Annotated in this window: 20 protein-coding genes and 1 tRNA gene; 13 read left to right on the forward strand and 8 right to left on the reverse strand. The window is 71.7% G+C overall.

Annotated elements, in window-relative coordinates; all coding sequences use genetic code 11:
* The first annotated feature begins 174 nt into the window (after positions 1-174).
* From Vau01_RS04060 to Vau01_RS04075, 4 genes are all read left to right on the forward strand, one after another.
* Entirely contained in the window at positions 175-1,200 is a 1,026-nt protein-coding gene (locus tag Vau01_RS04060; RefSeq protein WP_203987331.1) for a coiled-coil domain-containing protein, read from the forward strand.
* 142 nt (positions 1,201-1,342) lie between these two features.
* Complete coding sequence (locus tag Vau01_RS04065) at positions 1,343-2,545, forward strand: PP2C family protein-serine/threonine phosphatase (protein ID WP_239151286.1); 1,203 nt, start codon at positions 1,343-1,345, stop codon at positions 2,543-2,545.
* Positions 2,542-4,164, forward strand: a complete 1,623-nt coding sequence (locus tag Vau01_RS04070; RefSeq protein WP_239151287.1) for a sensor histidine kinase — start codon at positions 2,542-2,544, stop codon at positions 4,162-4,164. Before Vau01_RS04065 ends, Vau01_RS04070 begins: the two co-directional genes overlap by 4 nt.
* Positions 4,161-4,631 carry a response regulator gene (locus tag Vau01_RS04075; protein ID WP_239151288.1) on the forward strand — a complete coding sequence of 157 codons (471 nt, stop codon included), beginning with the start codon at positions 4,161-4,163 and terminating at the stop codon, positions 4,629-4,631. Before Vau01_RS04070 ends, Vau01_RS04075 begins: the two co-directional genes overlap by 4 nt.
* A gap of 21 nt (positions 4,632-4,652) precedes the next feature.
* Here the strand turns inward: Vau01_RS04075 and Vau01_RS04080 are convergent, their stop codons facing one another.
* The 4 genes from Vau01_RS04080 to Vau01_RS04095 form a co-directional block, all read right to left on the reverse strand.
* Positions 4,653-6,005, reverse strand: coding sequence for a dipeptidase (locus Vau01_RS04080; RefSeq protein WP_203987335.1), 1,353 nt, complete (start codon positions 6,003-6,005; stop codon positions 4,653-4,655).
* A 108-nt stretch (positions 6,006-6,113) separates the two neighbouring features.
* The gene (locus Vau01_RS04085) at positions 6,114-7,232 is read right to left on the reverse strand and encodes a M48 family metallopeptidase (RefSeq protein WP_203987338.1); all 1,119 of its coding nucleotides are present in this window, start codon (positions 7,230-7,232) and stop codon (positions 6,114-6,116) included.
* Positions 7,233-7,282: 50 nt separating this feature from the next.
* Complete coding sequence (locus Vau01_RS04090; RefSeq protein WP_203987340.1) at positions 7,283-7,924, reverse strand: uridine kinase family protein; 642 nt, start codon at positions 7,922-7,924, stop codon at positions 7,283-7,285.
* Between the two features lie 99 nt (positions 7,925-8,023).
* Positions 8,024-8,896, reverse strand: a complete 873-nt coding sequence (locus Vau01_RS04095) for a single-stranded DNA-binding protein (RefSeq protein WP_203987341.1) — start codon at positions 8,894-8,896, stop codon at positions 8,024-8,026.
* A gap of 219 nt (positions 8,897-9,115) precedes the next feature.
* On the opposite strand from Vau01_RS04095, the gene Vau01_RS04100 reads away from it, so the two are divergent.
* Together Vau01_RS04100 and Vau01_RS04105 are read left to right on the forward strand one after the other, a co-directional pair.
* Positions 9,116-10,078 carry an alpha/beta hydrolase gene (locus tag Vau01_RS04100; RefSeq protein ID WP_239151289.1) on the forward strand — a complete coding sequence of 321 codons (963 nt, stop codon included), beginning with the start codon at positions 9,116-9,118 and terminating at the stop codon, positions 10,076-10,078.
* A gap of 69 nt (positions 10,079-10,147) precedes the next feature.
* Positions 10,148-10,220, forward strand: a tRNA-Arg gene (locus Vau01_RS04105).
* Between the two features lie 110 nt (positions 10,221-10,330).
* On the opposite strand, the gene Vau01_RS04110 is transcribed toward Vau01_RS04105, so the two are convergent.
* Positions 10,331-11,023, reverse strand: a complete 693-nt coding sequence (locus Vau01_RS04110) for a TetR/AcrR family transcriptional regulator C-terminal domain-containing protein (RefSeq protein ID WP_203987342.1) — start codon at positions 11,021-11,023, stop codon at positions 10,331-10,333.
* Positions 11,024-11,094: 71 nt separating this feature from the next.
* Here Vau01_RS04110 and Vau01_RS04115 point away from each other — a divergent pair, with 71 nt between their 5' ends.
* The 3 genes from Vau01_RS04115 (at position 11,095) to Vau01_RS04125 (ending at position 13,221) form a co-directional block, all read left to right on the forward strand.
* Positions 11,095-11,334: a hypothetical protein gene (locus Vau01_RS04115; protein ID WP_203987343.1), complete on the forward strand. Its 240-nt coding sequence runs from the start codon at positions 11,095-11,097 to the stop codon at positions 11,332-11,334.
* Entirely contained in the window at positions 11,334-12,284 is a 951-nt protein-coding gene (locus tag Vau01_RS04120; protein ID WP_203987344.1) for a quinone oxidoreductase family protein, read from the forward strand. The genes Vau01_RS04115 and Vau01_RS04120 overlap by 1 nt, the downstream gene beginning before the upstream one ends.
* A 61-nt stretch (positions 12,285-12,345) precedes the next feature.
* Positions 12,346-13,221: a helix-turn-helix domain-containing protein gene (locus tag Vau01_RS04125; RefSeq protein ID WP_203987345.1), complete on the forward strand. Its 876-nt coding sequence runs from the start codon at positions 12,346-12,348 to the stop codon at positions 13,219-13,221.
* Here Vau01_RS04125 and Vau01_RS04130 read toward each other — a convergent pair.
* Together Vau01_RS04130 and Vau01_RS04135 are read right to left on the reverse strand one after the other, a co-directional pair.
* Positions 13,197-13,772 (reverse strand): dihydrofolate reductase family protein, encoded by a 576-nt coding sequence (locus tag Vau01_RS04130; protein ID WP_203987347.1) that lies wholly within the window; start codon positions 13,770-13,772, stop codon positions 13,197-13,199. The genes Vau01_RS04125 and Vau01_RS04130 overlap by 25 nt on opposite strands.
* The gene (locus Vau01_RS04135; RefSeq protein ID WP_203987348.1) at positions 13,769-14,359 is read right to left on the reverse strand and encodes a dihydrofolate reductase family protein; all 591 of its coding nucleotides are present in this window, start codon (positions 14,357-14,359) and stop codon (positions 13,769-13,771) included. The genes Vau01_RS04130 and Vau01_RS04135 overlap by 4 nt, the downstream gene beginning before the upstream one ends.
* Positions 14,360-14,905: 546 nt before the next feature.
* Between Vau01_RS04135 and fxsT (Vau01_RS04140) the strand changes: the two genes are divergently transcribed.
* The 4 genes from fxsT (Vau01_RS04140) (at position 14,906) to Vau01_RS04155 (ending at position 20,619) form a co-directional block, all read left to right on the forward strand.
* Positions 14,906-17,710, forward strand: a complete 2,805-nt coding sequence (gene fxsT, locus Vau01_RS04140; protein ID WP_203987349.1) for an FxSxx-COOH system tetratricopeptide repeat protein — start codon at positions 14,906-14,908, stop codon at positions 17,708-17,710.
* Between the two features lie 196 nt (positions 17,711-17,906).
* Positions 17,907-18,089 (forward strand): FxSxx-COOH cyclophane-containing RiPP peptide, encoded by a 183-nt coding sequence (fxsA, locus tag Vau01_RS04145; RefSeq protein WP_203987350.1) that lies wholly within the window; start codon positions 17,907-17,909, stop codon positions 18,087-18,089.
* Complete coding sequence (locus tag Vau01_RS04150) at positions 18,086-19,330, forward strand: FxsB family cyclophane-forming radical SAM/SPASM peptide maturase (RefSeq protein ID WP_239151290.1); 1,245 nt, start codon at positions 18,086-18,088, stop codon at positions 19,328-19,330. The genes fxsA and Vau01_RS04150 overlap by 4 nt, the downstream gene beginning before the upstream one ends.
* Positions 19,327-20,619, forward strand: coding sequence for an aKG-HExxH-type peptide beta-hydroxylase (locus tag Vau01_RS04155; protein WP_203987352.1), 1,293 nt, complete (start codon positions 19,327-19,329; stop codon positions 20,617-20,619). Before Vau01_RS04150 ends, Vau01_RS04155 begins: the two co-directional genes overlap by 4 nt.
* 7 nt (positions 20,620-20,626) lie before the next feature.
* Here Vau01_RS04155 and fxsT (Vau01_RS04160) read toward each other — a convergent pair whose 3' ends face one another.
* Positions 20,627-23,824, reverse strand: coding sequence for an FxSxx-COOH system tetratricopeptide repeat protein (fxsT, locus tag Vau01_RS04160; protein ID WP_203987354.1), 3,198 nt, complete (start codon positions 23,822-23,824; stop codon positions 20,627-20,629).
* Positions 23,825-23,908: the final 84 nt, after the last annotated feature.

Below are 23,908 nucleotides of genomic sequence, written 5' to 3' on the forward strand. Positions count from 1 at the left end.
GCGATCCGGTCACGCTCAGGTAAAGTGGCCCGCGGCCGTCATGCGGGTGCTGAGTGTGGCCGACGCCAGCAACCCGCCCGGACGAGCCGGAACACCTCACAGGTGAGCCGTGTCCGGGCGCGTTGATGTTGTGCGTCCGGGCGGCCGGAGTACGCGAAAGGTTCCCCCGCACGCATGATCCCCGCACCCGTTCGGTGGCGCGTCACACCCGTCGTGGCGGTGCTGGTGGCGGTCATCACACTGCTAGCCGGCACCCCCGCGTACGCGGAGCCCTCCACGCAACCCTCCGAAGAGGCCGGCGTCGCGCCGACCCTGCTCGAGCAGTTGGAGGTCACGAACCGCGCCTACCTCGAGGCGAAGGCCCTCTCCGACGCGTCGAAAGCCCGCCAGGCACAGATCCAGGTCGACCTGGAGAAGGCCAAACAGCGCCTCGCCCAACTGGCCGAGGAGGTGGGGTCCACCGCGAACGCGGCCTACCGGGGCAGCAAGTTCAACATGACGGCGGCGCTGATCAGCACCGACCGCACGGCCGACGAACTGCTCGAGGGCGTCACCACCGTCAACTACCTGGCGCTGCGCGACGACAAGCAGCTACGCGAGCTCGGCGCCGCCCGCAAGGAGTACGAGAAGCAGCTCAAGGCCATGGAGGCCGAGGTCAAGCTTCAGGAGGAGCAGACCCGCCAGATGGAGAAGCGGGCTGCCGAGGCCAAGCTGGCCCTCGACAAGGCGGGCAACGGCGGCGTGGTCAACGGCGTGCCGGTGCCGAGCCCCTCGGCCGAGCCGGCGCCGCGCAACTCCAACGGCGGCTGGTCGCCGGAGAGCGCCACGATCGACGACCCCACCACCGGCGGACGGATCACCCCGCGCACCCTGCACGCGCTCGAACAGGCGCAGAAGGCCGGGTACAACCGGTTCGTCGGCTGTTTCCGCCCGGGCGACCGGTTCGAGCACCCGAAGGGTCGGGCCTGCGACTTCTCCGCCCAGACGAAGGGATTCGGCGGCGACGCGACCGGTGATGACCGCAACTACGGAGACCGGTTGGCCGGCTACTTCGTCGCCAACGCCGATCGGCTGGGTGTGCTGTACGTGATCTGGTACCGGCTGGTCTGGACCCCGGCCGCGAAGTGGCACCGGTACAGCAGCGCCGGCGGTGACCCGTCCTCGGATCACACGAACCACGTGCACCTCTCGGTCATTTGAGCCCCGGGAGCCCCGCCTGACCATGCGTGGAACCTGATCCCCGCTATCCTCGTGTGCGACATAGACGAGGAGGCGCCGTGTTCGTTGTGGACCGTGCCGCCGTCGCCGAGTGAACGGTGGACGGGTTGCCACCCGGCTCGAGGTGACCACGCGCGGTGACCTTCGCCGGCCGGCGCCGGCGCCGAACGAGCGGCTGCGGGTGCTGCTGGTCGAAGACGACCCCGGTGACGCGTTCCTGGTGCAGGAACTGCTCACCGAGGCCGGCGCGCAGGTCGACCTCGAGGTGGCCACCGACATGGCGTCGGCGCGCGTCCGCATCGACTCGGTGCACTGCGTGCTGCTCGACCTCGGCCTGCCCGACACCACCGGGCTGGGCGGCCTGCAGCAGGTGCTGCAGGTCAACCAGAACGTGGCGGTGTGCGTCCTCACCGGTCTGCACGACGAGCACCTCGGCATGGAGGCGGTCGCCCAGGGCGCCCAGGACTACCTGGTCAAGGGTCAGGTCGACGGCGTCCTGCTGAGCCGGGCGCTGCGGTACGCGGTCGAGCGCAAGCGGGCCGACGACAACGCCCGGCGGCTGCGCGAGGTGGAACTGCAGCAGGCCGAGTCGTCCCGGCTGGAGCGTGGCCTGCTGCCCAAGCCGGTGCTGCGCGAGGGCGGCCCGTCGGTGCGCCCGCTGTACCGGCCCGGCCGGCACCGTGCCCTGCTCGGCGGCGACTTCTTCGACGTCGTGCAGACCTCGCCCGACATCGTGCACGTGCTGATCGGCGACGTGTGCGGCCACGGCGTCGACGAGGCGCCGCTCGGCGTGGCCCTGCGGGTCGCCTGGCGCGCCCTCATCCTCGCCGGGGTGCCCGACAGCGCGGTGCTGCCGTCGCTGGAGGAGGTGCTCGTCGTCGAGCGCCGGTCCGAGGAACTGTTCGCCACGGTCGCCACCGTGACCATCGACCTGGCCGCCCGCACCGCGAGCATGCGGCTGGCCGGCCATCCCCCACCGCTGGTGATCACCGGTTCGGCCGTGCGCCAGTGCGAGGTCAAACCGGGCCTGGTACTCGGCGTGCTACCCGGCATCGACCGGCCCGCCACCCAGGTACAGCTCGACGAGGAGTGGGCACTGCTGATGTACACCGACGGCCTGATCGAGGGCTGGGCCACCCCGGCGGGCGGCGACCGGCTCGGCGTCGAGGGCGTGTGCGAGATTCTGTCCGGCCACAGCGAGGCCTGGGCGCAGGTCGCACCCGAACTGCCGGCGTGGCTGGTGAGCGAGGTCGAGGAGCGCAACGGCGGCGCGCTCGCCGACGACGTCGCGGTGGTCCTGATCTCTCCGGCCGGAGTTTCCCGGTGACCACGCGGCTGCAGCGGCTCTCGCTCGGGTCCCGGATCACCGCGCTCACGGCCGGAGCGGCCGTGCTGCTGAGCATGATCGCGGTGACGGCCGCCCTCACCGCGACCTCGACGCGGGCCGACACGGTGCACCTCACCGAGCGGATCAGCCCCGCGTACGCGGCGGCCGACCGGCTGCTCGCGCTGGCGCTGGCCCAGCAGACCGGCGCCACCCAGTACACGGCCAGCGGGCTGGACTACTACAAGAACACGCTCTACACCCGCGCGCACGAGCAGGAGATCGCGCTCGCCAGGGACGTCGAGAAGTGGCTCGAGAACGAGCGCGCGCTGCTGGGCCAGTTCCAGGCGATCCGGCGCGATCTGGACTCGTGGCGGTCGGAGATCGCCGAGCCGCTCATCAACGCGGTGGCCGTCGACGGGCCCGACCCGGAGCGCGGCGCGCTTCCGCAGGCCGTACAGACCAGGTTCTCGGGGATCCTCCAGGCCATCGCGCGGTTCAAGAGCAATGTGACGACCGTGCGCGACGAGCTACGCGACCAGGTGCAGAACTCCAGCAACCTGCTGGTGTGGCTGCTGTTCTCGGCGGCCGTGGTCGTGATCGCCACCGGCATCCTGCTGGCCATGCTGCTCAGCCGGCTGGTCACCCGCCCGGTGATCGAGCTCGCCGCCGAGGTGCGGCAGGTCGCCGAGGGCGACTACGAGCACGAGATCAGCGGTGGTGGTCCGCCCGAACTGGAGAACCTGGCGCGCGACGTCAACGCGATGCGCCAGAAGATCGCGGCCGATCTCACCGAGGTGCGGCTGGCCCGCAGCAAGATCGAGGAAGCCAACCGGCTGCTGGAGCAGCAGACCGAGGAGCTGACCCGGTCGAACCGCGACCTGGAGCAGTTCGCGTACGTCGCCTCGCACGACCTCCAGGAGCCGCTGCGCAAGGTGGCGAGCTTCTGCCAGCTGCTCCAGCGCCGGTACGCCGGCCAGCTCGACGAGCGGGCCGACCAGTACATCTACTTCGCGGTCGACGGCGCGCAGCGCATGCAGCGGCTGATCAACGACCTGCTGGCGTTCTCCCGCATCGGCCGGATGACCACCGGTTTCGTCGACGTCGACCTGAACCGGGTGGTCGACGACATCATCGGCCAGCGCGAACCCACCAGCGGCAAGATCACCCGCGGCGATCTGCCGGTGGTGAACGGCGAGGAGCCGCTGCTGTCGGCGCTGCTCACCAACCTGATCGGCAACTCGGTCAAGTTCCGGAAGCCGGACGTGCCGATCAAGATCCACGTTGACGCCGAGCGCCGCGACGACGAGTGGGAGCTGTCGGTGCGCGACAACGGCATCGGCATCGGTGCCGAGTTCGTCGACAAGGTGTTCGTGATCTTCCAGCGTCTCCACAGCAAGGAGGCCTACCCCGGCACCGGAATCGGGCTCGCGATCAGCAAGAAGATCATCGAGTACCACGGCGGACGCATCTGGGTCGACACCGCGTACGAGGACGGTACCCTGATCCGATTCACGCTCCCGGTCCGCGAGCCGGCCGTCAGCGTGCCGGTCGGGCCCGAGCTGTCCGCTGACGACCACCCAGTTCCCGCCCTTTCCCGCGCCGAGGAGCCCGCACAGTGATCGACGACGCCGCCGCCTATCCCGAGGTCGAGGCCCAGCCCATCGAGGTGCTGCTGGTGGAGGACGACCCCGGCGACGTGCAGTTGACCAAGGAGGCGTTCGAGGAGCACAAGGTCCGCAACCGGCTCACGGTGGTCAGCGACGGCGTCGACGCGCTCGCCTACCTGCGCCGTGACCCGTCGGTGTACCCCGACGCGGTGCGGCCCGACCTCATCCTGCTCGACCTGAACCTGCCCCGCCGCGACGGCCGCGAGGTGCTGGAGGAGATCAAGGGCGACGAGGATCTGCGGCGGATCCCGGTGGTGGTGCTGACGACGTCGGCCGCCGACGAGGACATCGTGCGCAGCTACAACCTCCACGCGAACGCCTACGTCACCAAGCCGGTCGACTTCGACCGGTTCATCGCGGTGGTGCGCCAGATCGACGAGTTCTTCGTCAGCGTGGTGCGGCTTCCCCCGCGCGCGTAACGCGGGGGCCACCGCCGGTTCTCAGCCGGGCTGAACCTGCTGCGCCACGTTGCGGAGCAGCAACGCCTCGGCCAGGCAGACCTTGGTGAACTCGCCCAGGTGCAGGCTCTCGTTCGGGCCGTGCGCCCGCGCGTCCGGGTCTTCGACGCCGGTCACCAGCACCGACGCCTTCGGGAACATCTCCTGGAACGTGGCGATGAACGGGATCGACCCGCCGACGCCCATGTCGACCGGTGCCGTGCCGTCCCACGCCTCGGCGAACGCGGCCCGGGCGGCGTCGTAGGCCGGGCCGGTGGCGTCGATGCGGAACGGGTCGCCGAGCGCCTCCAGCGTCACCTCGACCTCGGCGCCCCACGGCACGTGCGTCTCCAGGTGGGTTTTCAGCGCCCGGTACGCGCTCTCGGCCGTGTCGCCGGGCGCGATCCGTAGGCTGATCTTGGCCCGGGCCGCCGGGACGAGGGCGTTGGGTGCGCCGGTGGTCGGCGGGGCGTCGATGCCGAGCACCGAGATCGCCGGTCGGGTCCACGCCATCTCGGCGAGCCCGCCGGTGCCGATGGTCCGCACGCCGTCGAGGATGCCGGCCTCGTGCCGGAACCGGTCGGCCGGGTAGTCGATGTCGCTGGCCGGCGCGCGCACCAGGCCGTCGACCGCGACGTCGCCGGCGTCGTCGTGCAGGGTGGCGATGAGCCGGCTGAGGACGGTGAGCGCGTCGGGCACCGGCCCGCCGAACATGCCGCTGTGCACGGCGTGGTCGAGCACCCGCACGTCGACGAACGCGCTCACCAGCCCGCGAAGGCCGACGGTGAGGGCCGGCTGCCCGACGTCCCAGTTGCCCGAGTCGGCGATCACGATGACGTCGGAGACGAGGTCGTCGCGGTACGTCTTGAGCAGGTCGTCGAGCGACTCGGAGCCGAACTCCTCCTCGCCCTCGACGAACACGACGACGCCCACCGGCAGGTCGTCGCCGAACGCCCGGAGCGCCGCGACGTGCGCCATCACGCCGGCCTTGTCGTCGGCGGCGCCGCGCCCGTAGAGGCGACCGTTGCGCTCGACGGGCTCGAACGGCTCGCTCTCCCACTTGGCGAGGTCGCCCGGCGGCTGGACGTCGTGGTGCGCGTACAGGAGGACCGTCGGCGCACCGGGCGGCGCGGGCCGGCGTCCGATCACGGCGGGGTGGCCGTCGCCGGCCCGCACGATGCGGACGTCGGGCAGGCCGGCGCCGCGCAGCAGTTCGGCGACCGCCTCGGCGGACCGGTCGAGGTGGCTGAAGTCGTAGCCGGTGAACGCGATGCCCGGTATCCGGACCAGTCGTTCCAGGTCGGCTCGGACCCCGGGCATCTCCCGCTCGACGGCGGCACGCAGATCAGCACTCATGCCGCCGATGCTAATGCCCGCGGGCGGCTCCGCCACTTACCGCAGCGGCGCCCGAAACGAAACGGCGCCACCGCTCTACCGCGGTGGCGCCGTTCGCACAAACTTTCGTCAGTTGGCGTCCGCCGGTGGCGGCGTGCCATTCGTGGTCCCGGAACCCCCCGACTCCGAGCCCGCACCGCCCCGACCGCCGCCGCGCATCCAGTCACGGACCCGCCCGGCGCCCGCACCGACCCACTCGCCGACGTCGGACGACCCGTCGCCGACCCGCTTCAGCAGGTTGACCAGCGGGTCCTGCGACTCGTTGAACGACTCGCGGTACGAGGCCGCCGCGGCCTTCACGTCGTCGGTGACCCTGGCGTTGCGGTCGTCTTCGCGGCGCGGGTACTCGCCGGCCACGATGCGCCCGTATTCGCCCGAGTCGATCCAGCGCCGCAACTGCGCGGCCCGTGCCACCGGCAGCGGGTGGCTGCGGCCCATCACCATGCGCAGCTTGATGAGGCTGTCGCGCAGGTCGCCGGACCGGTCGTACTCGGCGGCCTGCTCCAGGAACGCGGTGGTGTCGATCTGGGACAGGTCGCCGCCGCCGGCCAGTTTCATGAGCAGCCGGAGCGACCCGTTCGGGTCCTGCGTGGCGAGCAGGCCGGCCCGGTCGGCCGACAGTTCCGCCTTGCGCCACCACTCGCGCAGCGCCGCGACGATCGCCCGCAGCACCATCGACCCGATCGGCAGCCACGACAGCGAGACGATCCAGCCGGTGAGGATGATGATCATCGTGCGGTAGACGGCGTGCCCGCTGACCATGTGGCCCAGCTCGTGACCGAGCAGCACCCGCAGCTCGTCTTCGTCGAGCAGTTCGATGGCCCCCCGGTTGACCACGATGAACGGCTTCGACATGCCGATGCACATACCGTTGAGCTCACGGTCGGGCGACACGTACAGCTCGGGCAACTCGCTGATGTCGAGCGTGGCAGCCGCTGACGCGAACGCGCGGTACAGCGTCGGGTACTGCCGCTCGGAGACCTTGATCGCGCCGCCGAGGAACTCGAGGCGCCAGGCCCGCTCGTTCCACAGGCCGTTCAACGCCTTCAGGACGTCGTCGAACCCCCGCAACTCACGTAGCGCCGTGAGGGCCCCCCGGTCGGCTGGGTGTTCCCATGCGCGGGAACTGATTCCGGTGAGCACCACCGGTCGCCGCACCGGCGGCGTGGACCGTTCTTCGTCGGTCATGGCAAAAGCCTCCCCTTCCCCCCGGGCGGGTTGTCCCTTCGGATACTCCCCTAGCGTGTCAAGTCAGTCGACCCTGAGATGACCCCGAGAACCTCCGCCTCAGGGTCGGAAAGCAGCTCGCTGACTACGCCGTTTATGACGACTTCGGCGGCCGATTCGGTTCCGTCGCCGGCAAAATGAGCGTCCTCGGCCCGCGTCCAGGCGAGCAGCGCGTCGCGCGTGTGTGCACCATCGCGCGCGAGACTCCGCGCGAACCGCTCCGCACGCGGCGCTGTTACCCACACGAGAAACGTGAGGTCCGCGCGGATCACCCTCCGCGCGGACGTCACCCCTTCCAGCACAAGGACATCGGATACGGGCACCGGCTCCCAGCCGCTCCGAAATTCCTCGGCGTACCAGTCGTAGCGCCGGTACGCCCCGGGCACGCCGGCCCGTAACGGCCCGAGCACCCACCGCTCCAGGCGCGGCCAGAACGTGAGCATGTCGTTCCACCCGTCGAGCAGGTCGTCGGTGTTGACCACCACCGCCGACGCCCCCGCCGACCGCACCGCCCCCGCGAGCCTGCCGGCGAACGTGGTCTTGCCGCCGCCGGACGGCCCGTCGACCGCCACCAGCCGCACCGGCCCGAGCCGCGCCGGCCGGCCGAGCACCGCCGCGGCAAGGTCGGCGTACCGGAGCACCTCCACGTCCACCCGAACATCATCCGGCCCGGGGCCGGCGTCGTCTGGACTGCCCGGGGCGGGCCATGGACCCCCGCCCGCCCCGGGTGTCCCCCGTCAGGCGTTCGCGCCTCAGGCGTTCGCGCCGACGCGTGAGCGGCCCCGGCGGTTCCGCGGCGGCTCGGGGACGCTCACCGTGAGGCCCGCCGCCTCATCGACGGTGCCGTCGCCCGGTTCGCCGCCGGGCGCCGCCTCCGCGACCTCCGGCTCCTCGATCCGCGGACCCGAGCCGAGCGTCTCCTCGGCGCGGGCGATCACGAGATCGACCTCGGCCTCCAGCTCCGGGGACACCGCGTTGTTGAGGTCGTCGAGCGGGATCCGCTCGGTGTTGATCGGCCCGTCGTAGCCGAGGCCCGGGAACTCAGTGCCGTTGGCCGGGTCGGTGACCGTGCCGTTGGTGGGGCCGTTGGCGGAGCCGTTCGCGGTGCTGTCGGCGGTGCTGTCGGCGGTGCGGAATTCGTCGGTGAGGCCGAGGGCGATCGCCTCCGAGCGGGCGTCCTCCTCCGGCGCCGCCTCGGTGGGCTCGCCCTTCACGTGCTTGTCGGACTCGGCGTCCTCCACCACGGACGTGCTGACGTTGATGCGCCCGCGCTTGAACGCGGCGATGCCCCGCGAAAGGTCGTGCCCGACGGCGTTCGCCTCCAACTCGTAGGCGCTGCGGCGCTCGCCCGACTCGGTGGTCCAGTCACGGGTGTACATCCGGCCGGTGACGATGACCGGGTCACCGACCCGGACCGAGGCCACCACCCCCTCCGCGAGCCGCCGCCAGCAGTTGACCCGCACCCGCAGGTTGTCGCCGTCGATCCAGCGCTGGTTCTGCTTGTCGAACCGGCGCGCCGTCGACGCGACCTTGAAGTTCGCGACCAGCGCGTTGGTGCGCTCGAACCGCCGCCACTCCGGGCGGGTGAGCGCGTTGCCGACGATGGTGACGTTCGTGTCGAACATGAATCACTCTTCTCTGCTCTCCTGGCCGCGGCCCGGTGCCGCGGGCCGGTTGGGGAGTCGACCCGCGCTACACGGTGGCCGGTCGCGCCTCGGCACGCGCGCCGGCAAGCCGCTGCCTGTGGACGGCGAGGGCGGTTGTGGACGGGGTCGCGCTCACGCGCGTCCCCTGCTATGGACCTTTCTCTGGACCACAGCGGTACCGTGACGTACCGTCTCGGCGTGAGTGTCGATGTGGTCACCGATGTCCTCGGCGAGCCGTACACGTGCCGCACCATTCCGCTCCGCGACGACGACGAGGGCGTGGTCACGGCCTCGCTCGTCGCGTGCCGGTCGGACCGGCCCACCAACGCCGCCGTGCTGTACGTGCACGGCTTCGTCGACTATTTCTTCCAGACCCACCTGGCCGAGTTCTTCCTCGGCGCGGGCCTGAACTTCTACGCCCTCGACCTGCGCAAGTACGGCCGCAGCATCCAGCCGCACCAGACGCCGAACTTCTGCGTCGACCTGGCCGAGTACTACGAGGAGATCGACGAGGCGATCCGGATCATCCGGGAGGAGGACGGCCACGACCGGCTGCTGATCAACGGCCACTCGACCGGCGGGCTCGTCGCGTCGCTGTGGGCACACGACCGCCGCGGCGAAGGCAAGGTCGACGCGATGTTCCTCAACAGCCCGTTCCTCGACCTGAACGCGCCGGCCATGGTGCGCAAGGTGGTGGCGCCTGCCGCCGTCCGGCTCGGCCGCCGCCGGCCCCGCGCCGACCTGCGGCTGGGCCTCAACCAGGTGTACGGCCGCTCGATCCACCGCGACCACGACGGCGAGTGGGAGTACGACCTCGGCTGGAAGCCGCTGCAGCCGTTCCCGGTGCGGGCCGGCTGGTTCCGGGCGATCCGCGCCGGGCACGCCCGTGTCCACAATGGACTCGACATCGACGTCCCGGTGCTCGTCGCCTGCTCGATGGCGTCCTACAAGCGGGCCCGCTGGGGCGAGGCCGCCCGCGCGGCCGACTCCGTGCTCGACGTCGACCAGATCGCCCGCTGGACGCCCGCGCTCGGCCGCACCACCACCCTGATCCGCATCGAGGGCGGCATGCACGACCTGACCCTGTCCCCCGAACCGGTCCGCGAGCAGCTCTTCGCGGGCGTGCTGCGCTGGATGTCGGCGTACTTTCCGCCCGCCTAGACGCCGGGGGTTATGGCGAGGCGCTCGGGCCCGAGGGGAGGTAACCTCTATCGGCGCTATCTACGCAGCGCGCCCGTAGCTCAGCGGATAGAGCCACCGGCTTCTAACCGGTAGGTCGCAGGTTCGAATCCTGCCGGGCGCACGAGATGGGGTGGAGTCTGCCTGCGGGGTGCGCAGGCCTGGCCATCTCGTCATTCCGCCGGGGGGCCGAGCCCCCCGAACCCCCCACGAACGCACGGCGCCGCCATCTCGTCATTCCGCCGGGGGGCCGAGCCCCCCGAACCCCCCGCGAAAACCGTCGCGTCCCGGCGAGGAGGCGGCCGTTGCGGCGGTCGTTGCGGCGCCTGTGATGACGACCTCCAGGCAGTCGTGGAAGAGGTCGTCGACGGTGCGGCCGGGTTGGAAGTATTCGGCGATGGCGGCGACCACGGTCGGGTGCTGCTCGGCGAACGTGGCCATGTCGAAGTCTTTCAGCGCGTCGGCGTCCGGGCGGGGGGCCTGTTCCTCGAGGACGTGGCCGACCGTGAAGCGCTCGACGGTCAGGACGATCACGCGGGCCTGCCGCAGCGGGATGCCGCGCGCCACCAGGGCACTCATCGCCAGCTCGGAGATCGCCGCCATGGTGCGGGAGAGCTGGGACGCGGAGACCACCCGGGCGCCGTCCGGATGGGCGAGCAGCGCTCGGCGCAGCCGCTCGGCCAGGCCGGTCAACCAGTCCTGCCACTGCTGATCCGGCTCGGGCGGTGACAGGTCGCCGAACTCCTGGTCGAGGATCGCGTCGGCGATCGCGGTGACCAGGGCCGCCTTGTTGGGCAGGTGCCAGTAGAGGGTCGGCGATTGCACACCGAGCCGCGCGGCGAGCTTGCGTGTCGTCACGCCGTCGAGACCCTCGGCGTCCAGCAGGGCGACGGCTTCGGCGACGATCCGCTGACGGTCCAACGCCAATTCGGTACCTCCCGGCGGCACTCTATCAGTGCTAGAGTCTCTCTATCAGTGATAGAGAGACGGAGACGACGATGACGCACTCGTTCCGCGGCCTGCTGCACCGGGCGACCCATCGCATTCCCGGGGTCCCCGCGCATGCCGAGCCGCTGCCGTCCGGACACCAGGGCGCGGCGGCCCACGGCCGCGGCGAAAGCCGTCACCCCGGCGGCGTCACGGCCCACCGGTCGCCGAACCACTCACCCGCCCGGCCGCCCCGGTTCCTGCCGGCCTGGCAGCGTCGGATCGCGGCGTTCTTCGGCCGGGAGACGTGATGAAGGCGGCGGTGTTGCACGAGATCGGTGGCATCCCGCGCTACGAGGACTTCCCGGATCCCGTGGCCGGCGACGACGAGGTGGTCATCGACGTGACGGCCGTCGCGGTCGAGACCGTCGACAAGCGCATCGCGGCCGGCACGCACTACGCGAGCCGGCAGTACACCGCACAGTTGCCGGCGATTCCCGCCTTCGACGGCATCGGCGCGCTGCCGGACGGCACCCTCGTCGGATTCGGCAACCCCCGCCGGCCCTACGGCGCGCTCGCCGAGAAGACCGTGGTGCCCAAGGGCTCGTACGTGCCGATTCCGGAGGGCATCGATCCGGCGATCGCGACCGTGCTGGGCACGGCGATCACCGCCATGTCCAGCAGGACCGCCGCCGGCCTCGGGCCCGGTGAGACCGTGCTCGTGCAGGGCGCCACCGGGGTCGCGGGACGGCTCGCGGTGAAGGTGGTCCGGCTGCTCGGCGCCGGTCGGATCGTCGCGACCGGCCGCGACGACGACCAACTGCGGACGCTCGGCGCCGACACGGTCATCAACACCGCCGTGCCGGACGAGGCCCTGACGCAGGCGTACCTCGACGCCAAGGGCGACGGCTACGACGTCGTGCTGGACTACCTCTGGGGTCGGCCCACCGAGATCCTGCTGCGTTCGCTGGTCCCGGAGACGTTCGCGTTCCCGAAGCCGACCCGGCTGGTCCAGATCGGCGAGTCCGCCGGCGCCGGGCTCGTCCTCGCCGCGGAGAGCCTGCGCACCTCCGGGGTCGAGATCTGCGGCGCGGCCAAGGGGCTCGGCCCGCAGACCATGCAGGAGGCGTACAGCCAGGTCGTGACGTGGGCACAGTCCGGCGAGCTGACGTTCGACGTGGTGAAGGTCCCGCTGAGCGACATCGAGACCGCCTGGCAACGCACCGATCTCCGGGGCAGCCGGCTGGTCGTGATGCCGTGACGGGCCGCCAGCGCCATCGCTCTTGACCATCGGGCCCCGGTCCGTCTGCGATACTGCCGGCGTGCCGGAGGCCGACAGGAGTACATGGTTCCGGTGGCCGCAGAGCTACCGGGAACGGTTGCCCCGGCCCGAACTGGCGCCGTACGTGAGTTGTGTGTGGGTCCAGGAGGTGGCGCCGGACTCCCCACCGTTCGCGTTCCAGTCCGTGCCGAACGGCTGCGTCGAGGTCGTCTGCGTACTGGGGGGGCTGCCCCACGTCGTCGGTATCCAGTCCGGATTGACGCGGGAGCTGCTGGCGCCCGGCACGGTGATGGTCGGTGTCCGGTTCCGGCCCGGCGCCGCGGCCCCGGTCCTGCGGACGTCGGCGGGCGAGCTGGTCGACCTCACCGTTGCGTGCGACGACCTGTGGCGCGGCTCGGCCCTGCCGGTGGGCGAACTGCTCGCGGCCGCTGGGTCGCCGCAGGAGGCGGCCAGCCTGCTGGAGGCCGAGGTGCTCCGCCGGGTCCGCGCCGCCACCGAGCTGGATCCGGTGGTGCGCTCGGCGGTCGGGATGCTGGTGCTCGACCCGGCCAACGCCGTGCGCACCCTCACCACCGAGCTGCACATCTCCGACAGTCAGTTGCGCCGCCGTTTCATGACCGCGGTGGGTTGCCCGCCCAAGGTGCTGCACCGCACCCTGCGGTTCTGGGGATTCCTCGCGCTCGCCCAGTCGGGGCCGCGGCGCCGCCGGTCACTGGCCGCGCTGGCCGGCAGCGCCGGGTACGCCGACCAGGCCCATCTGGCCCGCGAGTCGGTCGCCATCACCGGTGTGGCCCCGAGCGAACTGCTGGCGGGCATCGAGCGCAACTGCGGCGAGAACCACATCCACGCCCCTACCTACCAGCCGCTGCTGCGGGCGCGGGCCCTCAACGGTTACGCGGACCTCAGCACCTTGTAGCGCAGGTGCGTCACATCGCGGTCCGCCAACCGTCGGACGAGGTCCAGTTCGATGTGTCCGTCCTCGGCGCCGCCGAACAGCCGGCGGCCGGCGCCCAGGAGAACCGGAACGAGGTGGATCTCCAACTCGTCGAGTTCGCCGGCCCGGAGCAGAGCCTGTGCCGCGCCCGCACCGTGCACCAGCACAGCACGGTCACCGGCCGCGGCGCGGGCCTCCGCGGCGCAGGCGGCGACGTCGGAGAAGAACTTCGTGTTGCTCGACAGCGCCTCGCCGTCGTCGCCGTGATGGGTGAGGATCAGGATCGGGACGCCGTCGTGGTGGTCACCGTGCCAGCGGTCGGCGAGCTCGAACGTACGCCGTCCCGCGATCACCGCCCCGGTCGCCAGGGCCTCGCGGTAGATGCGTCCACTGGGTCCGGTGGACATGCGGTCGTCGAGCCAGTTGAACAGCCGGCCGCCGTTGTGGCCGAGGCCCTGGCCCTTGCGGTCGTCCGGCCCGGTGATGAAGCCGTCGAGGGACATGGACATGTAGAGCCGGATCGGACCGGTCATCCCCGGTTCACCTCGAAACGCAGGTGGAGCGTCTTCGGCGCCTGCAACGTTCGAACCAGGTCCAGTTCGACGTGTTCGGGTGGCAGATTCTCGAACAGGAGCCGGCCCTGCCCGAGGAGGACCGGCATGAGCTGAATCTCGATCACGTCGAGCAGCCCGGCCTTCAGGCACTCCTGTGCCGTGTAGGCGCCGTGCATCATGACGTCCCGACCGCCCGCCGCCGCCTTCGCCTGCTCGACGCACGCCGCGATGCCCTCGGTGACGTAATGCACGCGCGGGTACGGGTTGTCGGCCGGAGCCTTGTGGGTCGGCACGAAGATCGGCACGCCGTCGTGATGGTCGCCGCCCCAGTAGCCGGCGAAGTCGCCGGTTCGCCGCCCGGTGATGATGGCGCCGGTCGCCATCGACTCGTCGAACACGAGCCGGCTCTCGCTGCTGGCCGGCCGGAAGTCGGCGAGCGTCGGCCCGGGGCCGAGCCATTCCATCAGCCGCATGCCGCCGACGCCGGCCGGGTTGTCCTTGTCGTCACCGGGCCCGGTGATGAAACCGTCCAGGGACATTGCCATGTACAGGATGACGCGTGCCACGACTCCTCCAGGTGTTCGTCTTGATCACCGTTCGAGGCTAGGCACCCGGGTACCTCGCGGACTTGAACGAATCCGTCATCCCCCGATCCCGGGCGAGACCTGGTGCAGACTCGCTATGAGGGGCCCGGGTCTCCGCGGCGGAGCAGGCGCACGAGGCGGCGGCCGTTGGCTCTCCGGGCGGCTCTCCGCGACCAGATACTCACCGACGCGGCTACGATGAGGATCACGGCTTCGGCGATGCGGGGGGCGAGTAGGGCGAATGCGATCAGCGGTTCCAGCATCGGGGCCTCATTCACGTCTCGGAATTCACGTCTCGGAATCGGTAAATCGAGCGTTACCTGCGAAAACGTGAATATCCACTGGCCTGACTCGATGTGAAGACTCTTGACAAGACTCCGTACGGATTCCCGGCCAGACAGGTAATTGTTCGGCCGACCCCGGGCATGCGACGCTGGATGCCCGACACAACTTGACAGAACGCAGGAGATTCCGGAGCGTCGAGTGGCGATTTCGCTTCCTGGCGAGGATCGGCTTCCACCAGGCGCGGTGCGCGACCTTATCGTTGCCCTGCATCAGCTGTACGTCGCCGCCGGCCGGCCGTCGGGGCGCATCATCAGTCGGACGGCGTTCAAGACGCCGGGAGTCGAGCGCGTTTCGCACGAGACCGCCATCGGCTTTCTCCGGGGGCGTAGCGTGCCGGCGGGCTTCGGGCGTCTCAAAGCGGTGGTCGTCGTCCTCAACGACCTTTCGACGCCGCGCGGCGATCCCGAAGCCGTCATCACCCGGTTCAATGCGCTGTGGGCCGCGGCGATCGAGGCCGGCACCGCGCCGGTCGCGGAGACCACGGTTGTCAAATCGACGCCGGAGCCGGTCAAGACGCCGACGCCGGACGAGCCGGTCGTCGACCGGCTCATCGGGACCGCGCCACCCTCGAACCCGCTGTTCACCGGCCGCGAGGCCCTGCTCGAAGCGGTGCACCAGCACCACCTGGAGCACCCGGGCACGCCGCTGGTGCTGTTCGGGCCGAGCGGTGCCGGAAAGACCCAGCTCGCCCGCGAGTACGCCCGCCGGTTCGGCGACGCCTACCTGGAGTCGTGGTGGGTGGCCGGCGGCGACTACCAGGCGGCGCGGGCGTCGATGGTCGCCCTGGCCGAGCGGCTCGGGCCGGCGCGGCCCGACGACGAGCAGACGATCGACGCGGCGCTGAGCCGGCTCGACAGTTACCTGGTGATCTTCGACGGCGTCGAGGGCACCGCGATCCGCCAGCTGCTGCCCCGCATCGGTGGCCACGTCATCGTCACCACGCGGGACCCGGCCTGGGCGAACGACGGGTCGTACCACCACATCGGGGTGCCCGACTTCGACCTGACCGAGGCCGTCCGGTACCTGCGCGACCGCGACGCGCGGCTGACCCCCGCCGCCGCCACCGACCTCGCCCGGGCCGTGGGTCCGCTGCCGCTCGCGGTGGAACAGGCCGTCGCGGTGCGGCTGGAAGAAGATACAGAGGACGATCTGCTCGCCCGGTTCGACGGGCCCGACCCCTGGCCGGCCACGACGCCGATGCACTACCCGCAGACGGTGGAGGCGTTGGTCAGGTCCACGATGGACAGACTCGCCACCACCCATCCGGACGCCGCCACGGTGCTCGAACTGTTCGCCTGGTTCGGACCGGCGCCGGTGCCGGTACCGCTGCTGCGGCAGGGCCGCAGCGACGACCTGCCATCGGGCCTGGCGGCCATCCTGGGCAACCCGATCCACCTCCGCCGCACGGTCGCGACGATCGTCGCCACCGGCCTGGTTCGGCTGTTCACCGAGGGCGAGCGGATGGAGATGCAGCCGCTGGTGCGGCTGGCGTTGCGGGCCACGCTCAGCCCGCAGGCCAGCGACCGGGCGATGCGCGGCGTCCACGCGATCCTCGCCGACGCCAACCCCGGCCCGCCCGACACGCTCGCGATCCTCGAGATGCACCGGGCGATGGCGCCGCACCTGCTGCCGGCCGGGCTGGTCGGGTCCGACCTTCCCAGGGCACAGCAGGCCGTCTACGACCAGATCCGGTACCACTACCTCGACAACCGGTTCGCCCACGCCCGCGACCTGGGCGAGGCGGCCGTCGCGGCGTGGCAGCAGCCGGACCTGCTCGGGCCCGACCACCACCTCGTCATGCTGGCGACGCGGGAACTGGCCAACGCGTTGCGGGCGCTGGGCCGCTACGAGCAGTCGAGAAACCTCGCCGAGACGACCTACACCCAGCTCCGGTCCGATCCGCGGTACGGCCCCGGCCACGTCGACACGCTGGCGATGGCCGCGAGCTACGCGGCCGACCTGCGCATCGCCGGCGCCTACCCGGAGGCGCTGAGCCGCGACGAGGACACCCACGCCCGGCTGACGCAGTTCCACGGCGCCAACGCCGAACGGACCGCCCGGTACCACCAGAACGTCGCCATCGACCTGCGGCTGCTCGGCCGGTTCGACGAGGCGGCCGCGATCGACGAGGCGGAACTGGCCGTGCACCGCACCCGGGGCGACGCCCACCGGGTGACGCTGCAGTCCGTCCACGCCCTCGCCGCGGACCTGTACGGGCTCGGCCAGTACGAGCAGGCGCTCGCGTTGCAGCGTCCGGCGCTGGACCTCGCCCGGCGCACGCTCGACGAGACCGACGGCGTGGTGCTCGCCGCCACCCGGATGGTCGCGGTGCTCCAGCGCCGGCTCGGCAACGCGCGGGCGGCCGTCGAGCTCCTGCTGCCCGCGTACGAGGCCTGCGTGACCGTGTTCGGCGCCAAGCACGAGCACCCGATGGCCACCGCCATGAGCCTCGCCAACGCGCTGCGCGAGCGCGGCCAGACCGGGCAGGCCTATCCGCAGGCGCTGGAGACCGTCCCGCTGTACCAGAAGGTGCTCGGCGCGCGGAATCCGTTGACGCTCGCGGCGGAGGTGAACTTCGCGGCCATCCTGCGCGGCCAGGGCAAGCTCCAGGCGGCGTGGCACGCCAACGACGTCGCGCTGCAGAGGCTGCGGGACGCCGTGGGCGAGCGCCACCCGTTCACGGTGGTCGCCATGATCAACCTGGCCACCGACCTGGCGCTGAACGGCGACACGGCCGGGGCGCACGCGATGTCGGAGCAGGCGTACGCCGTCGCCCTGGAGGTGTGCGGACCCCGGCACCCCGACGCGCTCGCGGCCGCGGCGAACCTCGCGCTCGACCGGGCCGCCGCCGGACAGCGCGAGGTGTCGGACCTCCGCGACCAGACGCTCGTCGGGCTGCGCTGGGCGCTGGGACCCAAGCACCCGATGGTGCGCCGGGTGGCGCAGGGCGAGCGCGTCGTCTGCGACATCGAGCCGCCGTCGACCTGACACAAACCGGATTCAGACAACGACAGACAGCAACAGACAGGCCTTGACGGCGCCAAACCCCGACAAATGACCTTGACGGATTTTGACAGCGCCCGCGCCCTTGGCAAGGTTTGACGCATTCCGGCTTGTCGTCTGACCGCCGTCGGGTGCGATCTGACTAGGCTCCCCCGTGGGGGAACTTGGCCGGAGGTCGATGATGAGTGCCGTTTCCGATCCGGAAGCCGTGTGGCGCCCGCTGATCGACGTCTCGGGAGTGTCGCTCACCGAGCTGACCAACCGCGGCGACGACGTCATCGCGCGGGCCGTTCAACAGGTGCTGCGCAGCCTGGACGATCCGAACGGCGTCATCTCCGCGTTCGAGTCGTTCGTCGAGACGTGACCTCCGTCGCGCGGGCCCGCGCCGTTCACGACCGGGCCGCGCCGTGGCCCTACCGCGAACTCGACGTTCCGGCCCGGATCGCCGCCGGCTGGCGGCCGACGCCGGTGCGCGACGTCGTCCTCAAGGTCCACCAGCGGTGCAATCTCGCCTGCGACTACTGCTACGTCTACACCTCGCCCGATCAGAGCTGGCGCCGGCGTCCGGCCGCCATGCCACCGGACGTCCGGGCGGCCGCGGTGGCGGCGCTGGCCCGGCACGTCCGCCGGCACGGCCTCACCGCGGTGCGGATCGTGCTGCACGGCGGCGAGCCGTTGCTGTACCGCGCGGAGCGGCTGGCGGCGCTGGCCGACGAGGTGCGGGCCGCGCTGCCGGCGTCGTGCGCGGTCGAGATCGGCGTGCAGACGAACGGCGTCCTGCTCGACGCCCGCGCTCTCGCGGTCCTCGCGGACAGCGGGATCGCCGTCGGCGTGAGCGTCGACGGCAGCGCGGCCGACCACGACCTGCACCGGCCCACGAAGCGCGGGCGGGGCAGTTTCGCCGCCGCCGCCCGGGCACTCGAGCTGCTGCGGTTGCCGGAGAACCGGCACAGCTACGCGGGCGTGCTGTGCGTCGCCGATCCGGGCGCCGATCCGGACGCCACCTACGACCAGCTACGGGCGCTCGCGCCACCCGCGGTGGACCTGCTGCTGCCGCACGCCAACTGGCAGTCGCCGCCGCGACACCCGGACCGGGGGCACTTCACCGGCTCGAAGACGCCCTACGGCGACTGGCTCTGCGCCGTCTTCGACCGCTGGTACACCGACGCCGACCCGATGCGGATCCGCCTCTTCGAAGACCTGCTCAGCCTGCTGCTCGGCGGCCGCAGCCGGTCGGAGCAACTGGGCCTGAGCCCGTCGGCGGTGCTGGTCGTCGAGTCCGACGGCGCGATCGAACAGGTCGACGCCCTGAAGTCCGCCTACGAGGGTGCCTGTGCCACGGGTCTGGACGTCCGGACGCACGACCTCGACGACGCGTTGCGCGACCCGGGTGTGGTGGCCCGCCAGATCGGCCTCGACGCGCTGGCGCGGGAGTGCCTGGACTGCGAACTGCACCGCATCTGCGGTGGCGGGCACTACGCGCACCGCTTCAGCCCGGGCAGCGGCTTCCGGAACCGCTCGGTCTACTGCGCCGACCTCCAGGTGCTGATCGAGGCCGCCCGGGACCGCGTGGAAGGCGAACTCCGCCGGATGAGCCGGGCGTGACCACACCGACCCTGCACCTGCCACCCCCCGTCCTCGAGCGGCTCGCCGCCGGGGGCGGTGGCGCCACCGCGGTCCAACTGTTGCAACAGATCCAGGTCAGCCGGAACCTGCTGCTGATCCGGCACCTGCTGGACCGGTGGCCGGGCGACGCGCGACGGCGGGTCGACCTCGTCACGGCGCTGGACCGCGCCCGCGCCGCCGACCCGGACCGGTTCCGGCAGGTGGTCGGCGCTCCGGCCGTCGCCGCGTGGGCCGCCATCCTCGGCCGGGCGGTGGATCGCGACCGCGCGGATCCGGCCGACTTCGAGCAGTTCGCGACGCTCGCGATGGTCGCGTGCGCCCGGTGCGGGGTGGACGCGTCGGCGGAGGTGGCCACCCGGGACGGCGCCGTCTCGCTGCCCGGCGTCGGCACCGCCACCGTCGACGGCCCGACGGCCACCGTCGCCGCCGCGGGTCACCGGCTGACCGTGCGCGGCACCGCGTCCACCATCGAAGCGTCCACTGTGGATGGTCCTGGCTGGCAGGCCGTCCGGTACCTGACTGGCTCCGAAAACGGCCCCGGCATCCGCCTCGCGCTCGACGACCTCGACCCCTACCGCCACGGCCATCACGCGCCGCCGGCCCCCCGCCTCGCGCCGGCCGAGGTGGCCGAATGGCAGCGCGTCTTCGCCGCGACGTGGACGCTGCTGACCCGCCGGATCCCGGAGCGGGCCGAGGAACTGGCGGCCGGGCTGCGGGTCCTCATTCCGCTGCACACCGACTCGCGGGCGGCCCGCAGCGCGACGATCCGGCACGTGTTCGGCGCGTTCGGCCTGACCCGGCCGACGTCGGCGCCGGACTTCGCGGTGACGCTGGTGCACGAGTTCCAGCACTCGAAGCTCAGCGCCCTGCTGGACGTCGTGCCGCTGACCGACCCCGACGACGACGGCCGCTACTTCGCGCCGTGGCGAACCGACGCCCGCCCGCTGGCCGGTCTGCTGCAAGGGGTCTACGCGTTCATCGGCGTCGCCGACACCTGGCGCGCGCTGATCCCGGACGACCCCACCGCGACGGCCCGGTTCGCCGAGGCGCGCCTGCAGGCCGACCACGGACTCGCCGCGATCGAACGGTCGGGTGTCGAACGGCCGGGCGCCGTGACCCCCACCGGCCGCGCGTTCCTCGACCACCTGCGGCAGACCGCCGACCGCCTGCTGGCCGAACCCGTGCCGGAGCCGATCGACCGCGCCGCCCGGAAGGCGCTCGACGACCTCCGCACCGCGTGGATCGCCCGCAACGGCACGCCGTCGTAGGAGGGGCTCAGGTGGGTGGCGGCTCGATGTCGCCTTCCATCCGCCGCTTCGCCAGCACCGCCTCGAACTCCGGATGGTCGACGCCGAGAGCGCGTCGCAAACCCTCCACCGACCGCTCGTAGTACGGCGTCGCCTCCTCGTCGAATCCCATCGCCGCCAGGTCGTACGACAGGTTGGCCGCCCGCATCAGCACGTACGGGTGGTCGCCGCTGCCGTACGCGTCCTGGCTCAGCTCGTACATCTGCCGTGACAGGTCCAGCGCCGCGGCCGGATCTCCCGCCAACGCCAGGTCGCTGGCGAGCGACGTACCGGCGCAGATGGTGTAGGGGTGGTTCTCGCCCAGCACGTCGACGAGCCCGCGGTGGTTGCGCCGGCCGAGGTCGTGTGCCACCTCGAACTCGCCGCGCGCCCGCCGGATGATGGCCTCGTTGACCTGCGCGACCAGCGTCAACGGATGGGGGCCGTCGGCGTCGAAGTACTCCCGGTAGATGCGGACGGCGTCCTCGATGCGGGCCAGCGCCTCGTCGAGTTCGCCCGCCTCCCGGAGCACGTTGGCGTAGCTCATCGTCGCCGCGACCGAGAACTCGTGCACGGGCCCGAACTTCAGGTGCACCCGCTGGTGGTTCTCGCGCATCACGTCGGCCGCCTCGACCAGGTGGCCGGCCTTCCGCAGCGTGATCGCGTACGTGCGCCCGGCCAGCAGCACCCGGGGATGGTCCGGCCCGACCAGTTGCTGCAGCCGGGTGCGCCACCGCGTGATCAGCCCCAGGCCGGCCTGGTAGGAGCCCATGCCGTAGTAGTCGCGGGCCATGTTCATGTACGCCGAGAGCTTGCGCTCGTCGTCGCCGCCGCCCGCGTCCTCCCAGGTGTGCGCGATCGACTCGTCGAGTTCCAGCGCGCTGGCGAACTGGCCCAGCATGCGGTGGTCGACCGCGAGGTTCGCCTCGGCCCGCAGCGTGTACGTGTTCCCGGGCCGGAAGATGCTGCGGTGCAGGTCGACGGAGCGCAGGTCGAAGTCGTAGGCGTCGCGGTAGCGGCCGGCGATCCGGAGGTCGGCGCCGATCTGGTTGCCGGTGACCAGCGTCAACGGGTTCCGCGGGCCGAGCAGTGGGCTGTTCTGGAAGCGGTCGTAGATGTCGCGGGTCTCGGCGCTGGCCTCCCGGCTGCGGCCCAGCGTGCGTAGCGCGTTGGCCACCTGCGCGCGGGCCAGCAGCGTCATCTCGCCGTCGGGCCCGAAGCGCGGATCGGACGTGTCACCCGTCCACGCCGACGCGGCCCGCACGGCCAGCTTGCGGCTGCCCTCGTAGTCGCCGGCGATCCACAGGTACCGGGCGTGGTCGAGCACGACCCCCCGGGCGTCGACGTCGCCGGCATTGATCATGTCGGCCGGCTTGAGATGGGCGCCGAGTTCGCGCTGCAGGTCGTGCTCGGAGACCTCGTCGGGGTCGCCCGGGTTCGCCGTCGCCAGGAGGTCCTGCACCTGCCGCTGGATCTCCGCGCGCTCGGCCTCCGGGTACGCGTCGCGGATCACCAGCTGCACGAGCCGGTGCACCTGGACCCGCCGGCTCGGGTCGACCTTCGCCAGGCCCAGGTCGCTGAGCTTGCCGACGATCTGGTCGATCGCGATCGACTGACCGAGCTTGCGGCGCAACGGATCGGGGAGGTCGGCGTTGCGGCCCTTGCGCAGCAGGGACTGCTGGACCGGCTCACCGCCGAGGAACGCGAACAATCCGAGCAGCTGGGCCGCCGCCTTGTCGTTGTCGTCGGGCGAGGTGCGCAACCGTTCGAGCGCGAACGACACGAACGCCACCACCGTGCGCGGGTACTCGCTGGGCTTTCCCTCGTTCATCAGGTCCTCGACGTGCTCGTCGAGGAGGTCGATGTATTCGCGGATCGGCATCGCGGTGGCCAGGCACCAGGCCGCCGCCTGTTCCAGGGCGAGCGGCAGGTCGCCGAGCTTCTCCGCGAGCTCCTCCGCCTCGCCGGGTTCGATCCGCAGGTTTCCGTCGCGGGCGCGGTTGCGCAACAGGCGCACGCTCTCGTCGCGCTTGAACACGTCGACCTCGATCGGCTTGCCGACCGTCTCCCACCGCCGGTCGCGGGTGGTGATGACGACGTGGCCCCGCTGCGGCGGAAGCAGGCCGCGCAGCTCCTCGGGTGCGACCGCGTTGTCGTAGACCAGCAGCCACGCCAGGTCGGTGCGGGCAAGCTCCGCGAAGACGAGCCCGGCCGTCTTCTGCCGGTTGTCGGAGACCGGGAGGTGCAGCCGCCCGGCGAGCTCGTTGAGCGACGTGAGAACCGCCGACGTCTCCTCGGCGGCGATCCACCACACCACGTCGTACTTGTCGACGTTCTGGTAGACGTACTCGGTGACGAGCTGGGTCTTGCCGACGCCGCCCAGCCCGTGCAGCGCCTGCGGGAGCACCGCGGCCGGCTCGTCGCTGCGCAGCGCGACGGCCAGCCGATCGAGCAGTTCCTCCCGGCCGGTGAAGTTGCGGTTGCGGATCGGCACGCCGCTCCAGATGAGATCCGGCGCCTCCACAGCCGGCGCCGCACCGGGTGGCGGTTCCGCCGGCGCGGCCGCCGTCCGGACGGTCGCGAGCGTGGCCGGGTCGACCCCCAGGCCGCCGGCCACCGTCGAGATCCACCCGCGCAGCCGCTCGGCCGTGTCGTCGTCGACCCGCGCGGCGAGCCGGTTCGCGAACGACACCACCTGCGGCACGCCGTCTTCGGGCAGTGCCAGCCGTTCCATCTGCCGGATGGCGGCGGCCCGGTCGAGCCACACCGACACGGAGTCGAGTTCCCGCGCGCCGGGCAGGCCGGTGGCCGCTTCGAAAAGCAACTCGATCGGCAGGGTGGCGATCGCCGCCCGCAGGGCCTCCCGGTCGGGCGGCGACAGGTGCGCCGGCCCGACGACGTCGACGGCGTACTCGGAGAACCGCGCACTGGCCGAGCCGGGGTGACGCTGCCGGAGGATGCGGGCGAGCGTGCGCAGTCCACCCGAGGCCCGCGCGCTCGCATCGACGATGTTCACCAGATCGATGCGCACGTCGGGCGACCGGGCCGGGTCGAACGGGCGCCGCAGCGCGGTACGCACCTCCACGACCAACGCGTCGCGCGAGCCCTGATCGGCAATGCCGGGCGCACGCGCCAACGCCTCGGCCAGGCTTTCGAGACGACCACGACCGACAGGTGACTCCGACACGGGCGCTCGTCTCCCACGTAGGTGCAATCCCGAAGAGTCAGCGTATCGGATCGACCACTGAGCGAGAACGCCCGAATGTCCGGG

Origin of the sequence: Virgisporangium aurantiacum, assembly GCF_016863635.1 — a bacterium.
GTDB lineage: Bacteria > Actinomycetota > Actinomycetes > Mycobacteriales > Micromonosporaceae > Virgisporangium > Virgisporangium aurantiacum.

Excerpts from the sequence above, each read along its gene's own strand:
- Vau01_RS04130 (WP_203987347.1), bottom strand. The coding sequence starts at position 13,772 with ATGACCGGTCCGATCCGGCTCTACATGTCCATGTCCCTCGACGGCTTC.
- Vau01_RS04080 (WP_203987335.1), bottom strand. The coding sequence starts at position 6,005 with ATGAGTGCTGATCTGCGTGCCGCCGTCGAGCGGGAGATGCCCGGGGTC.
- fxsA (WP_203987350.1), top strand. The coding sequence starts at position 17,907 with ATGAGTGCCGTTTCCGATCCGGAAGCCGTGTGGCGCCCGCTGATCGAC.
- Vau01_RS04095 (WP_203987341.1), bottom strand. The coding sequence starts at position 8,896 with ATGTTCGACACGAACGTCACCATCGTCGGCAACGCGCTCACCCGCCCG.
- Vau01_RS04060 (WP_203987331.1), top strand. The coding sequence starts at position 175 with ATGATCCCCGCACCCGTTCGGTGGCGCGTCACACCCGTCGTGGCGGTG.
- Vau01_RS04085 (WP_203987338.1), bottom strand. The coding sequence starts at position 7,232 with ATGACCGACGAAGAACGGTCCACGCCGCCGGTGCGGCGACCGGTGGTG.
- Vau01_RS04115 (WP_203987343.1), top strand. The coding sequence starts at position 11,095 with ATGACGCACTCGTTCCGCGGCCTGCTGCACCGGGCGACCCATCGCATT.
- Vau01_RS04120 (WP_203987344.1), top strand. The coding sequence starts at position 11,334 with ATGAAGGCGGCGGTGTTGCACGAGATCGGTGGCATCCCGCGCTACGAG.